The organism is Myxococcus llanfairpwllgwyngyllgogerychwyrndrobwllllantysiliogogogochensis (assembly GCF_006636215.1).
In the GTDB taxonomy this organism is placed as follows: Bacteria; Myxococcota; Myxococcia; order Myxococcales; family Myxococcaceae; genus Myxococcus; species Myxococcus llanfairpwllgwyngyllgogerychwyrndrobwllllantysiliogogogochensis.
The window spans coordinates 17,562-32,175 of record NZ_VIFM01000061.1; the positions used below are offsets into that span (position 1 = coordinate 17,562).

General features: G+C 64.5%; 4 protein-coding genes and 5 pseudogenes. 5 read left to right on the plus strand and 4 right to left on the minus strand.

The genetic code is table 11. The annotated features are described in order from the left end of the window. Positions 1–87: 87 nt before the first annotated feature. A pseudogene (locus FJV41_RS54950) lies at positions 88–234 on the minus strand (transposase); the annotation flags it as partial. Positions 235–539: 305 nt separating this feature from the next. Here FJV41_RS54950 and FJV41_RS17365 point away from each other — a divergent pair. Then, positions 540–6,899, plus strand: coding sequence for a P-loop NTPase family protein (locus FJV41_RS17365; RefSeq protein WP_220137869.1), 6,360 nt, complete (start codon positions 540–542; stop codon positions 6,897–6,899). A 655-nt stretch (positions 6,900–7,554) separates the two neighbouring features. On the opposite strand, the gene FJV41_RS17370 is transcribed toward FJV41_RS17365, so the two are convergent. Next, positions 7,555–8,730 (minus strand): IS256 family transposase, encoded by a 1,176-nt coding sequence (locus FJV41_RS17370; RefSeq protein WP_141643614.1) that lies wholly within the window; start codon positions 8,728–8,730, stop codon positions 7,555–7,557. 409 nt (positions 8,731–9,139) lie between these two features. Between FJV41_RS17370 and FJV41_RS54850 the strand changes: the two are divergent. The 4 pseudogenes from FJV41_RS54850 to istB form a co-directional block, all read left to right on the plus strand. Beyond that, positions 9,140–10,387, plus strand: a pseudogene (locus tag FJV41_RS54850) (helix-turn-helix domain-containing protein); the annotation flags it as partial. An 88-nt stretch (positions 10,388–10,475) separates the two neighbouring features. Next, positions 10,476–10,967 (plus strand): annotated as a pseudogene (locus FJV41_RS53720) (IS630 family transposase); the annotation flags it as partial. Positions 10,968–11,108: 141 nt separating this feature from the next. Further along, positions 11,109–11,942, plus strand: a pseudogene (locus FJV41_RS53725) (Mu transposase domain-containing protein); the annotation flags it as partial. A 47-nt stretch (positions 11,943–11,989) separates the two neighbouring features. After that, positions 11,990–12,696, plus strand: a pseudogene (gene istB / locus FJV41_RS17385) (IS21-like element helper ATPase IstB). 320 nt (positions 12,697–13,016) lie between these two features. Here istB and FJV41_RS54600 read toward each other — a convergent pair. Together FJV41_RS54600 and FJV41_RS17395 are read right to left on the minus strand one after the other, a co-directional pair. Further along, the gene (locus FJV41_RS54600; protein ID WP_256433547.1) at positions 13,017–13,151 is read right to left on the minus strand and encodes a hypothetical protein; all 135 of its coding nucleotides are present in this window, start codon (positions 13,149–13,151) and stop codon (positions 13,017–13,019) included. A gap of 288 nt (positions 13,152–13,439) precedes the next feature. Continuing rightward, entirely contained in the window at positions 13,440–14,534 is a 1,095-nt protein-coding gene (locus FJV41_RS17395; protein ID WP_246137253.1) for an alpha/beta hydrolase, read from the minus strand. Positions 14,535–14,614 lie beyond the last annotated feature (80 nt).

Here is a 14,614-nt window from a genome sequence, read left to right on the forward strand (position 1 = left end):
CGCCAGCACTCGCAGCTTCTCCTCGGGCGTCCACTTCTTCGGCACGGGGGAGGGCGCGGGCTTCTTCTCTTCGGACGGGGGCGTCATGGCCGCTACCCTATTCGCCGCTCGCAACCACTGCGACAACGTTGGTTCGGACACTCCCACCTGCCGGGCCAGTGTCGAGGCATTCACCGCGCTCGGGCCCATCATCCGCTTCACCATCTGTGCCTTGAATGCGTCGGTGTACGGCACTTCAACCGCCTGTGCTCGCCCCCATCGGGTGGTCAGCTCGGCAGGTCAGCCGAGGCGACATCTTCCCTGACACAGGGGGTGTCCCTCCTATGCTCCACATCCATGCGTCGCGATAATGCGGCTATAGTCGAAGGACCTGTACGCTTGGTGTTGACAGTGGAGTTCGATGCGCTCACGACTTCCATGCTGAAAGCTTCATAAAAGGGACAAAAATGGCAAAATCTCCAGTTCGCGTTGACAGCGTTCGCGCATCCAGGGACGGCCATGAGTTCCACGAAGCGTGGGTAGCCCGCAAGAGCTTGGGATTGCTGTTTCCGCAGGATGGCTTTGTCGGGGTCGCGATCGAGGGCTTCTCCCCCAGCGACCGGGTATCCCAAGAGGCGACCGAGATCGCCGATGCGGTGCTGTACTACGGACCCGCGGCGACCTTCCGGGATGCGGAACGGGTCATCGTGGTCCAGGTCAAGTACTCCAAGGCATCCGAGCTCAAGCCGTTTCGCGCGGCCGATGCCAAGCACACGGTTGAAAAATTCGCGCGCACGTATCGCGCTCTAAAGCGCGAGCACGGTGTCGGCCCGACTCGAAGTCGCCTTGGCTTCGAGCTCATCACCAATCGCCCGATCCTTCCCGAGCTCGAACAAGCGGTCGCGGCCCTGCGAGACGGAATGAGCCTCAAGGGTGTCGCCAAGACGCAGGCCAAGCAACTCACCGACGCCATCAACCTGCAGGGTAAGGATCTGGTAGAGTTCGCCGCACGGCTACATCTGACAGGAATTTCCGGGGACCTGCGCCAGAGCAAGCACGAACTGGCCATCTCCTTAGCGGACTGGTCGGTCGCGCGAGATCCGCAGTCCAGAATCCGACTCAGCAACCTTCGAGAGCTGGCACGCACCAAGGCTGGCCTCCTGGCCCAGCATCGAAACATCATCCTGCGCGCTGACGTCCTCTCAGCACTGGACCTGCAGCACGAAGACGAGCTCCTTCCTGTTCGAGAGAGCTTCCCGGACGTCGGTTCGGTAGTGGAACGCGAGCAACTGGCGTCAGTGGCTGCCCAAATTCCAGCCCTTACTCGGCCTTTACTAATCCACGCTGACGGCGGCGTCGGCAAGACGGTGTTTATCCAGTCGCTCGCGGCGAAGCTGGCCAAAGACCACGACGTGGTGCTATTCGATTGCTTTGGCATGGGTCAGTACCGCGCCACCTCCGACGCGCGCCACTTGCCGCAGCGGGGCTTGATCCACATTGCCAACCTGTTGGCCTGCCGCGGCCTGTGCGATCCCATGCTTCCCGGCAACGCCAGCGACGGCGACCTGATCCGGACGTTTCGCTCAAGACTCATCCAAGCGACTGAGACGCTCCGGACGGCAGCACCGGATCGACAGCTCGTCCTGCTGCTCGATGCGATCGACAATGCTGGCGAGCATGCTGCTTTGCGTGACGAAACGGCTTTTCCACGTTTGTTCCTGGAAGAACTGACCATCACTGGTCCTATCCCCGGCGTGCGGGTCGTCGTCAGTGCACGCGGCTATCGCCTGACCAATGCCATCGGAAGTGCCTCCTGCGATCGGCTTCAGCTCCTACCATTTACGCTGGACGAATCCCGCGCATACTTGCAAGACCACCTGGAGGGACTGACGGACGGGATGCTGCAAGTAGCCCAATCGCGCTCACGTGGAAACGCTCGCATCCTCGAACATCTGGTCGACGAAGGCTCTGAGCTTCTGGCGCCGTCGGAATTCAACAAGGTCATCCAACTGGACGAACTGCTTCGGTTGAAGATTGCCAACGCATTGGCCGACGCACGACGGCAGGGTTATCAGGAAAACGAGATCGCATCGTTTCTTGCTGGGCTTGCGACTCTGCCACCGCCCGTGCCCGTGCGCGAGTTCGCCGAGGCAAATGGCTTGTCGGAAGGGGCAGTCAATAGTTTCGCCGCCGATCTATCGCCGCTGCTGGAGCAAACCAAGTACGGTTTGATGATTCGCGACGAGCCGACTGAACACCTGATCCGCGAAACCTATGCCGCTGATGAAGCGACGCTACGTCGCTTGGCCAAAAATCTTTTTGCGATGCAGGATCGCTCCCTGTATTCAGCAACGACGTTGCCGGAACTGCTGCAGCAGTTGGGGAACGGTGACCAACTGTTCGAGCTCGCATTCGATGAGCGCCTTCCGGCAGCCATCACCACTGCGGCCGGCAAGCAGGCTATTCGGCAGGCGCGCATTCGAGCGGCTGTCGCCTTTGCGGCGAACCAAGAGGACAACCGACGGCTAGTCCAACTGCTGGTCGAACTTTCGACCTTGGCCGCGATGAATCAGCGAGGCACCCAGTATCTGCTCGACCACCCCGACCTGACCGTGACGATCGCGGATGCCGACTCGCTGCGGCGCCTGTTTGAAGCGCGCACGGAGTGGCCTGGCGCCAAGCATGCGCGACTGACCATCGCGCACGTCTTGGCCGGCGAATTGCCTGACGCCACTCGCCACGCCCACCGCGTTTCCGAGTGGCGTCATCACTATTACGACCAGGTCCGAGAATTTAGTCGCGGCGACGAAGGGCCGACCGCACTGGATATGGCGTCTATCCCGCTGTTCCAGCTGGCGCGAGGCAACGGCGAGGCCGCCGCACGGGACTTGGCTCGATGGCGGGACTGGTTCGGCTTCCAAGTGGCGGAACGCCTGTTTTCGCTCGTACGGGTAGGTGCGCCGGCGCTGCGTGTGCTCGATAAGGCGCTCAGAGAGATGCTCGCATCGGCTGTCGCTAGTTCCGGTGTCTTGACGGCAGCCATTACGTATGCCGACGGCGATGAGTCCTGGCAGCGCGAACTGGTAAGCCGGCTGGCTGCGGTCTGCGCCCAAGTCGACTTGGGCGAGCAGGATTACCAATCCAAGGAGAACTCCATTGTGCGCGGCATTTTGCGGGCAGCCGCCGTGGCCGTGGCATTGAGGATGGCCACCGAGGCGAACGCCATCCTCGATGCGGCTGCGATTCCGACGCCCAGTTTGTACATTTTTCTGGAAGAGTACTGGACGCGTGATGCGTACCCGTTCATCGCCGCGCGGACGCTTCGCGCGCTCGCGAAGGGAGTCCCGCTCGAAGAACGAATGCTGCTCCCGAGAGAGCTTTCCGAGGCCGCTGTTGGCGTCGCGCCAGAACTTCAAGGCAAGGAGTTCCGGACGGCCTTGAAGAATGCGATGCGCGAGGCCGTCAGGGTGCCATCTCAGGCGGACGACTCCTCCCGCCGGCTGCGTCAAGACGACATGCACCGAGCCGAGCGCTTTCTCGATTCGCGTTTAAGCACGTGGCTCTCTGTGGCGCAGGCTTTCTCGCAGGCGATGAGCCGGACCCGCAGTGGCGACATCGGGCGGCTGCAACCGCTGATGGCGGAGTGGAATCGCTTACGGGTGAGCAACGACTACTACTTGGGCGGCCTGTCCGCACAGCGACAATTCAACACGGTCGGCGAGCGACTGCTCACCTTGGCCGTGTCCGCGGACGCTGGCCACGATACGCAGGAGGTTCGCGAGTACACCGAAGCGGTCAGCGCGGCGGGCGTAACCCCCGTGTCACATGTCATCGAACTGGTCAGCATCTTGGCCCGACGGATTCCCTGTCAGATGGCGGCAGGGAAGGCTGCCGTGCGGGCCCGAGAAGCGATCGAACGGCTTGATGACGTCAATGAGCGAGCTGCCTCATTTGCGCAGCTCGCACGGGCAATCGTTCCGGCCAGTCCGGACGATGCCTCCGAGTACTTCCATCGTGGGCTGGAACAGGTCGATGCCTTAGGCTCGGGCGACCGGCAACTCGTCAGCGAACTAATGCATGTCGCGTCGACCCTGAACGGCGGTCGGTTGGAAGATGCCGACAGCCACACCTTGTCGAACATCTGCGACTTGAACCTGGGCGAGGAACACAAGTTTGACTGGGCCGGCTACGGACAGGCGTTGGCGCACGCCGCAGGTCCCAAGGGTTTGGCCCGGCTGGCGCGCTGGGAGGATCGCGAACGCATCTCCCTCAACTACACCTTGCTCCCGTACCTCAAGGCGCTGGTCGACAACGGTGACCTTGAGCCAACGTTGACTCTGACCATGTTGCGGGTGAGCTCTCCTGTGGAGTTGCGTGTTTGTGGCACCGGCGAGTTCGTCGAGGCGCTGCTGCAATGCCCATCGGGGGTCACGGCGACGCTGGTTGAGGAGCTGATTCAGCACTATCAACAGAACAATCCCGGCTGGCACGGGTCGGACGACGTCTTGGCACTGTCGCGTCTGGCCGAGCGGGCGTTTGGCCACTCCTCAATCGAGCGGTCACGGTTGCTTCATGCGGCACAGGCGATCTCAGAGGCGACGCAGGAGCGCAACACGCTCAACAACTGGCGATCGCCCAACCCCGTACCAGCTCGGTCCGAGTGGGAGGCCAAGCAAGCGAAGCAGATTGCGGAGGCCAAAGCCCGCGCGGCGTCGCTCAACCCGTTGGACGAGGCCGGGATTGCGGAATCTCTTGCGGCTCTGGATGGGGCGCTTCAGGGGCGACGCCTGGAGCAAGATTTTCTCGAGGTCCTGCGCGCCAAGGTCCCGCTTTCCGGAATGACCAAGTACATCAAGATGATTGCTCGGCAAGAGCAACTCGACCTGTACGACAAGCTTCACGAGTTGGAGCTGTGCAAAACCGGGTGGTCGGCGTCGTCTGACGCCGTCGATCGCATCTGGCCGCAATGCGCTGCGTGGATCATCCACGCCAACCCGGCGGAGTTCGTAACCTTCGAACAGCTGTCCCTGTTCCAGCTCAACCGTCTGTCCGCGCTGACGGGCGTTGACCGCCACACGCTGGTCGTGGGGTTGCTCAAGGAGTTTTCCCGGCCGGAGGTTGAGGTGCCCGCCGCTGTCTGGCTCAGCGTGGCGGCGAGCTTCAACACCAAAGCGGAGCCTGGCGCAGGTCAGGCCGCCTTGGCACGACTGCTTCGGGGCGGCGCAGCCAAGTTGGCCCCGCTGGTTGTCGATGGCGAGTGGCGCCCCGGCCTGTACCCCGAGGACGATCCCGCCGATATTACCGCAGGACTGGTTTGGTTTGGGCTGGGCTCGCCACGTGCTGAACGACGCTGGATGTCCTCACACGCCCTGCGATCTGCAGTGCGCCTGGGGCGGAGCGACGTTCTGGACCGCGTGGTCACCCGCTTCGGCGACAAGACCGCCGGCGCATTCGGCGCCCCGGAGTTGCCCTTTTTCTACCTACATGCCCAGCTGTGGCTGCTGATTGCCATGGCTCGCGTGGCGATGGAGGCACCGGCCGCCATTGCGGCGCATCGTCAATTCCTTGAGTACATCGCACTCGAACACTCCGACCCGCATATTCTGCGACAGCACTTTGCGAGGGAAGCGCTGTGGGCATGTCACCGTGGTGGCGCGCTGACGCTGTCGGAGACGACGCAAGCGCAACTGCATCGGGTAAATCAGTCTCCGTATCCGCCTGTCAAATCCCAAGGCAGGGGTTCGTCTTTCTACGACTCCCGACCCGCTGATAATCCTAAGCCCCTGTGGGACGTCGGCCTGAAGTACGAATTCGACAAGAACGAAGTGTCAGGTCTCGCTAGGCTTTTTAACCTTGATCGTTGGGTGACGCGAGATGCCCTGAGCGCGTGGGTTCACCAGCACGCACCTGGCCTCACCAGCATGTATGACCTCGGCGGCCGCTCAGATTCGCGTCGCAGCCACGATGAAATATCGGAAGCGCAGCATCGCTACGGCGAACACCTGTGCTGGCACGGGCTATACGCCGTGGCCGGGCGTTTGCTGCGAGATCATCCGGTGGCCGTTCCGACGTACGGTCAGACTGAGCCTTGGCATGAGTGGCTACGTGGCCAAGTATTGACGCGGGACGATGGTCAGTGGCTGGCGGATGGCACCGATTGTCGCCAGGCCACCACCCGCGTCAACTTGCGCGAAGTGACCGAAGATGGCGTCGCGCTCACTGCAGACACGGCCAAGCTCTCGGCGCTGCTGGGTATCAGGGAAGGGGTCCGAGAGTGGCTGGTGGTGAATGGGGACTGGACCTCGATGGACGGTGTCCAAGTCCACGTGAGTTCGTCAATGGTACCCTCTGCAGAAGGCGACCGTGTCGCCAAGGGCGTAGCCGCCCAGGATCCGTTCCACATCAATGCTCCGAAAGTCGAGGAGCACGAAGAAGGCGACCCTCAATGGCTGGAGTTCAATACCCCGTTTCACCCGTGGCTGGTCGACACACATGCCCGGGCCGGCCTGGATGAGACCGATGTGTTCGGGGTCATTGGCGCCGCTGCGCGGACGCGATTGACTACCGAAGCGATCAGCTTCGGAGGCCTAGTGATGAAGGATCCATTCGGTCGCGAGTGGACTGATCGCTTGGGCGCCACCGTCTTGCACGTTGAGGCATGGTGCCAATACACAGAACGCGACGAAGGTCAGCGCTCAACCGGAAATCAAGCAACCTGCCGATCCAGCTTCGTTCGTGACTTCCTGAGCGCGCAAGCTTGCGACTTGATCTGCATAGTTCGCTTGCGGCGCAGCGAATCGGGCCGCGGCGATCGCACGTCCCAGCATTGGCACACAACCTTGGCTGTGCGCATCACGCCTTCTCTTGAAATATACCTTCACCCTGGGCGGGCCAATGAACTGTACGAGAGCAAGTATTGATGACGCGCAATCGGTCGCATGGACCCGCACTGTTCCCGCACTTTAATGACAGTTCCTTCGAACTCCCTCCAGCAGGGGCTCCTTCGCCCCAGGATTTCTTGAGACACCTCTCCGGGGGAATACCCCCCTCGTGAGGTGGATGTGAAGAAGCAGCGGAAGCCGGACAGGACTGCGGAGCTCGAGCAGTTCGGCCTCCGCTTCTGCCTTGCCGCAGACCCCTCGCCCCCCAAGCCATCGCCCCAGGTCCGTCGCCAGTTCCCTCGCTACGGGGTAGCAGTCATCGGGCGACCGTTGAAGAAGCTTGAGCAACGTCAGGCCCAGCCCCTGCGGCAGGGGTGCCGTCAACGACTCCAGGTCAGTCTGCGTGTAGGTCGCCGCGCGCCAGATGGCGTCCGCCACCAGGGGATGACAGTCGGCGAGATGAGCCCGCTTGATGGCACGCCGGACGAGGACCCGCTGACGCCTCGACAGGAAGACCTTCCTCCCCCGAACCCCCCCCCCGCACCAGCTACACAAGATTCGGGACTTGACCCGGCCAATCGTGCGCACAGACAACGATGCGGCATGCACCACGCCCAACACCGCGTGGGTCAAGTCCCGAATCGTGTGTAGTTGGTTCGGAGGGGGAACGGGGGAGGAAGGCTCCTTGGCGGATTCATTCAGCGGTGTCTGGGTTTGAAGTCAGCAGGGCCATGTCGAGGTAGCGGCGGTCAGCCCAGATGCCAGAGACTTCGAGGGCGACGGCGGTGATGAGGCGCAGTGCGCTGGCGCGGTCCGGGAAGGCGCCCACGGAGCGGATGCGGCGCTTGACTTCGCCATGGAGTCGCTCCAGGCCGTTGGTGCTGCGAAGCCGCTTCCAGTGGGCCTTGGGGAAAGAGAAGAAGCAGGTGGCCGGGGCAAAGCCCTCGCGCAAGCACTCCATGGCCTCGGGGACCTGGCGGCCCAGGCCGGCCTGGAGCGCCTCCAGACGCTTCCTGGCGTCCTGGAGAGTCGGTGCCTCGAAGACGGCTGAGGTCTCCTTGCCGAGGCGGCCTCGCAGTCGCCAGGGGGCCTTGGCGAGGACGTTCCGGGTGAGGTGCACCGTGCAACGCTGGAGTCGGGCCTCGGGCCGCGACTGCCGGGCCGCGGCGGCCAGCCCCGCGTGTCCGTCGGCGATGACAAGCCGCACACCCCTCAGGCCTCGCTCGAGCAACTGGCGAAGCAGTTCCAGCCACGAGTCCATCGACTCGCTGCCACCCAGAGTCACGGCCAGCAGATGCCGGTGCCCATCCTCTCCCACGCCGTAGGCCACCAGGGCCGAGACGTTCTGCACCGTGCGCGCCCACCTCGCGTCCAGGAAGGTGGCATCCAGGTAGAGGTAGGGGAAGGCCTGGGTGAGGGGTTGGGTGCGCAGGCCCTCCACTTTCTGTTCCAGGGACTTCGTCACCCGGCTCACCGTCGAGCGCGAAACCTCCTCGCCCATGAGCGCTCGCGTCACCCGGCCCATCTTCCTCGTGGAGACGCCCTGCACGTACGCGCTGGTAATCGCCTCGTCGAGCTCTTCGCTGCGCCGCTTGTAACGGCCCAGCACGGCCTCCGCCGAGCCGCTGGCCCTCGTCCGAGGCACGGCCACCTCCAGGTGCCCCATGGACGTCAAGAGGCCTCGCAGGTAGCTGCCATTGCGCTGGTCCTTGCGCCCAGCCACCTGCTGCCAGCGCCCGGCCCCCACCAGGCCCCGAATCTCCTCCTCCAGCAGCATCTCCAACGTCATGCGGATGGCTCCCAGGAAGAGTGCGCGCACGTCGGTGCGCACCTCCTCGTGCGAGGGCGCGGCAAACTCGGTATCGTCCACGGCGGGAACTCCTCGGCTCCCCTGCCAGGGGGAGACCGTCTCGGTTGGTTTCACCGAGGAGCTTCCCTCTTTCACGCTCATCCCTGCTCGCCGACTACACACTTATAGGGACACGACCCACCGCTGCGACAGCGACAACACCCTCTTGGCGTGCAGACCTCCTCGAACAAATTCGAAAGGAACGTCCGCACCTGCTCCTCGTTTATGGCCGCCTTGCGTACCAGCCTGACCTCTCCTCTGGCACCGCACCACTCCACCTCGCACGGAGCCGTCTGGCAGGCGACTGGCGATCTGCTCGCTCAAACCTCAGTGGTCACCGAAAACCGGCCAATGAAGTTCCCCTGAAAAGCGGCCAATGGGGAGGGCCGAGACGTTGACGCCCGGGTAGGACGTGGAGTCCGCCCGGGGAATGGGCAACGTCTTGAGCGACGAGAAGCAGCAGCAGGTCATCGCCCTGGGGCGGTTGGGTTGGAGTCTGAGGCGCATCGAGGACGCGACGGGGGTTCGCCGTGAGACGGCCAGCGGCTACCTGAGGGCCGCGGGCGTGGGCATCCGGCCACCGCGCCGATGGCGTAAGTCAAAACCGGCCAATGAGGGGACCGCCGAGGCGAGCGAGCCGGAGGCCGAGGGTGCCGGAGCAAAACCGGCCAATGAGGGGACCACCGACTCCATGCCGCGCGGCCGGGCCGGAGTCCGGCACATGTCGGCGAGCATCGTCGCGCCCTACGTCGAGTTGGTGCGGCAGCGGCTGGAGGTGGGCCGCAACGGGCGCGCCATCTACGAGGAGCTCGTCGACACGCAGGGCTACACGGGCAGCTACATCAGCGTGCGCCGCTTCGTGCGTGCGTTGAGGGACAGCCAGGGCCCTGAAGCCAAGGCAGTCATCCACACGGCGCCGGGAGAGGAAGCCCAGGTGGACTATGGCGAGGGGCCCATGGTGCGCCACCCGGAGACGGGGAAGTACAGGCGCACGCGCATGTTTGTCATGACGTTGGGCTACAGCCGCAAGTCGGTGCGACTGTTGTGCTGGAAGTCCTCGAGTTGCGCGTGGGCGCAGTTGCACGAGGAGTCCTTCCGTCGGCTGGGCGGCGTGGCGCGCGCGGTGGTGTTGGACAACCTGCGCGAGGGAGTGCTGGCGGCCGACGTGTATGAGCCGGCCCTCAATCCACTCTTTCGGGACGTCCTGGCCCACTACTCCTCTGACCGGGAGGAGATTAACGCGCGGCCTGCCGCGTGTTCTCCAGGCATGAGGTCACACGCGCGGAGCCGGGGACTGAAGCTGAAGCAGGCGGACAGGGCAGCGCTGGAGGCGCTGACCCACCGCGGGCGCGAGTCGGTGCGGGTGTTGAAGCGAGGGCGGGTGCTGCAACTGCTTGCCGAAGGCTGGACGGTGGTGAGAGCGGCCGAGGCAGTAGGCGTCACGCAGACCACGGTGCGCACCGTGCGTCGCCGCTACCTGGAGGAAGGGCTGGGGGCCGCGCTGAATGAAAAGCCCCGGCCCGGAGCGGCGCGGCTTCTGACGGAGAAGCAGGCTAGCGAGATGGTGGCGATGGTGTGCGCGTCACCGCCGGAGGGCCGCGCTCGCTGGACGGTGCGACTCATTGCCCAGGAGGCGATGCGCAGGGGTTTGGTGCCGAAAGTGGGGCGAGAGACCGTGCGCGAGTTGCTCCTGCGACATGATTTGAAGCCGTGGCGGGAAAAAAATGTGGTGCGTGCCCAAGCTAGACGCTCAGTACATCGAGCGCATGGAGGACGTGCTGGAGTTGTATGCGCGTCCCCTGCGTTCGGCTGAACCTGTCGTATGCTTTGACGAGAGGCCCGTGCAACTGCTGGAGTGGGTGCGTCCTGCATCACCTGTCCGCCCTGGACGGGAAGCACGCCAGGATTACGCCTACTTTCGTTGTGGCACCGCCAATCTCTTCTGCGCAGTGGAACCCAAGGCAGGCTGGCACCTTGTGAAGGCCACGCCCAACAGAAAGAGTGAGGCATTCGCAGAAGCGCTGCAGGACGTGGCCAAGCACTACCCGGGCGCAGAAACCATCCACCTGGTGCTCGACAACCTCAGCACCCACAGCTGCCGCGCCCTGGAGGTACGGTACGGAGTGCGAGCAGGTCGTCGACTCTGGCGCCGCTTCAGCTTGCACTACACGCCTGTGCACGGCAGCTGGCTTAATCAGGCGGAGGTAGAGATTTCCCTGGTCTCCCGTCAGTGCCTCGGCAATCGGCGCATCCCCACCCTCGACAAACTCGACCAGGAAACAGACGCCTGGGAGAAGTGGGCCAACCGCCAGCGGCTCAGAATCCGCTGGCGATTCACCGTGCCGAAGGCTCGGGCGAGGTTCGGCTATGACCCACCAAGCTTCTCCCGGTCAGAGGACTACGGGGCCACGGCCCTGCCAGCCCGAGTCCGCCATCCGGACAGGAAGGGCAAGGTGGAGTCGGCGGTGGGCCACGCGCAGCGCACGCCGCTGAAGGGCCTGCGCTTCGAGTCGCTGGAGGCCGCGCAGGCCTACCTCGACGCGTGGGAGGCGAAGTGGGCGGACACCCGAATCCACGGCACCACCAAGCGCCAGGTGGCGGCCATGTTCTCCGAGGAGCGCCCGAGGCTGCTGTCCCTGCCGGTAGAGCCTTTCCGGTACTACGCCTACGGCGAGCGAGTGGTGCACCTGGACGGCCATGTTGAGGTCGACGGCGCGTACTACTCGGTGCCCCCGGGCCACATCGGCCGCAAGCTGCACGTGCAGTGGGACAGCCTCCACGTCCGTCTGCTGCTGCCCGCTTCGGGGCAACTGCTGCGGGAGCACACCCGGGCCCCTCGCGGCCACCACCGCACACGCGAGGAGGACAGGCCTTCCCACGCGCCGCGCACCACCGTGCAACTGCTTGAGCGCGCCGCCCGGGCCGGACGCGGCGTCGCCGCCCTCTGCGCCGAGGTGCACCGCCGAGAAGGTGAGACGGGCACCCGCCGCATCCTGGGCGTGCTGTCCCTGGCGAAGAAGCACGGCGCCGCCGCCCTCGACGACGCCTGCGAGGTGGCTCTCGAGGTGGGTGTCCCCTCCTACCGCTTCGTGCGCCGCTACCTCGAAAGACGCACTCCCACTCCCGTCACCCTGCGCCAGGTGGACCCGCTCATCCGCGAGCTCACCCACTACCGCGACGTCATCGCCCGTCTGACTCAGCCCACCCCTCACCCAGGAGACACCGAGACATGAATCTCGTCGAAATCACCCGCGCCCTCACCACCCTACGCCTGTCTGGCATGGCCCAGGCTGTCGAGGCACGCATCGTCCAAGCACAGGCCGAGAAGCTCACCCCTCTCGACTTCCTCTCCGCCCTCGTCAACGACGAGCTGACGCGCAGAAGCGACAGCTTCATCCAGCGCCGCCTCAAGCAGGGCTCCTTCCGCGACGCGGGCAAGACGCTCGACGGCTTCGACTTCGACTTCAACAAGAAGATGAATCGCCGCCTCGTCTTCGAGCTGGCCACCGGCGGCTTCGTGGAGCGGCGCGAGGACGCGCTCTTCCTCGGTCCTCCGGGCACCGGCAAGAGTCACATCGCCCAAGCCATAGGCCGCTCCGTCATCCAGTCTCAGGGCCACCGCGTCCTCTACCGCGAGGCACACCACCTGCTCGAGGAACTCGCCGAATCCAGTCTCGAAGGCACCCGACGCCAGAAGCTCGATGCGCTCACCAGCGCTCCACTGCTCATCATCGATGACCTTGGCATGCGCAAGCTGCCAGCCACCGCCGCGGAGGACCTGCTTGAGCTCGCCGTTACGAGAAGTCCTCCACCCTCATTACCTCCAACCGGCCAGTAGAGGACTGGAGGAAGCTGTTGGGCGACAACGCGGCCGTGGCCGCCATGCTTGACCGTCTGCTGCACCACGCCCACGTCGTCCAATTTGGTCCCCGCAGCTGGCGCACCAAGGGGGCTATGGAGTTGCGGACCGCCGAGTCCGCAGGGTAGGAGTCCCCACCTGTCTCGGTCCTCTCCCTTTGGCCGGTTTTGAAGGGACCTCCATTGGCCGGTTTTCACCTGACCATTGAGGATCACGACCGAGGAGAGGCATCAACTCATGCACGGTGCTTTCGTTGCGCGCACCTGCGACGGAGGCGACATGCTGGCCTGCCCTGATCAGGCGTCGAACGAGCAGTGTCGGAAGCCCAGACATGGCGTCTGGGACGCAGCATTGCTTCGACCTGCGTGGGTGGTGGCATCACTCAACGTCAGGGTGAAATGGACTGAGGCACTGCGTAACGGCGCACACCCGAAGGAGCGCGCACGGGCTACGCCAGAGGACCGCCGGCTCGGCACACCTTCGTGTTCGACGAGAGGTCGGTGCCGCTGGGCAGCAGGGTGCAGCGCGGTCGCATGCCCAGCACCACCAGGCTCGTGCGGTCGACGTCGTCGGAGAACAGCAACTCCGCTCATACTGCCGGCCTCTGTGCTCATGGAGCGCCGCATCGACCAACGCTGCGTCACAGGCACGCTCCGGCACCACCCGGGCCAAGACGGGTAGTGGGCTCTGGGCAAGCAAGCGCTCCACGATGGCTTCGAACATGACAGTAGAACCCCCACGCCCAAAGTGGCCAGGGGCTACCGTCAGCACAGGGGCAAGGGCACGCATACGGAGCAGCCGCTTGCCAAGTACACCTGCTCGCCCGCCAGCAGCCATTCCTCGTGGAGCGCGATGTTTAAAGGCGTAGCCCTCAGGGCCCGTCGAGCACCGACAACATCCTCGGTAGCACGTCGAAGAACGCGTAGTTCCAGCAGCTGAAGTTGTGGCCGCCGTCGCAGCCGAACGGCTTCTGGCCCGGCAGGGGGCGGCCATACATCTCATAGTGGTGCGGCACCCCCGCGCCGTTGAGCGCGTGGTGGAAGCGGTCCGTCGATGCCCCCGGAACACGCTCCAGCACATCTCCATCCCACGTGCCCGAGCCCGCGTAGAGCGCCACCGCCACGCCCCGCAGCCCCGCCGCGCGCCCCAGCGGGTTGTTCATGTTCCACGCCTGGTCGAACGGCCAGAACGGCGAGCCAAACGGACCATCCGAGTTCTGGAGCCACCGCGTGGCCTCCTCGGTGATGAGCGCGCGGATGCCCGAGTCCCCCAGGTCCAGCGCCCCGGAGAAGCTGGCCACATAGGCGAACAGGTCCGGCCGCCGCGCCGCATAGCTGATGGCCCCAAAGCCTCCCATCGACAGGCCCGCAATCGCCCGCCCCTTCTTGTACGCGAGCGTGCGCAGGTTCTGGTCCACCCACGGAATCAACTGGTTCAGGTGGAACTCCTCCCACGCCTGATTCACCCCGCGAGGAAAGACCCAGTTCGTGTACCAGCCCACCTTGCCACCATCCGGCATGATGGTGATGACCGGCATGTTCTCCGTAATCGCATACGCCGCGCCGAACTCCACCCACTGCGCGGAGTTCGCTCCAGCGCCTCCATGCAGCAGGTACACGACGGGATAGCGCAAGCCCGGGTTCTGCTCGTAGCCCGTGGGCAACAACACACGGACATGGTGACGCGGGTCATAGACGGCGTTGAGCGAGACGAGCGCCGTGGAAATCTCCACGTCGATGAGCCGGTCCGTGATGGGCCGCACCGCATGCACGGTGATGCCATGGCCCGAGCCGAAGAACGGAGCCAGACTCGCCTCCAGCGTGGAGACCGCCGCGTCTTCCTCCGCATGAGCCACCTGGGGCGCGCCGCCCACCCAGACGGCGACCAGGGCAAGCGCGCTCACCACCGTGGAACGCCAGGACACCGCCGAGCAACGGACAGGGGGGACTGCCTTGTCTTTGGACATACGCCCACCACTAGGGATTCAACTCAAATCGCGCAAGTCCCCAGGAATGACAAATCAACCCGAGCCATGACAGCCATTGC

What these genes read in the sequence shown, in the direction of transcription:
- FJV41_RS17395 (WP_246137253.1), bottom strand. Translation starts at nt 14,534, where the DNA reads ATGTCCAAAGACAAGGCAGTCCCCCCTGTCCGTTGCTCGGCGGTGTCC.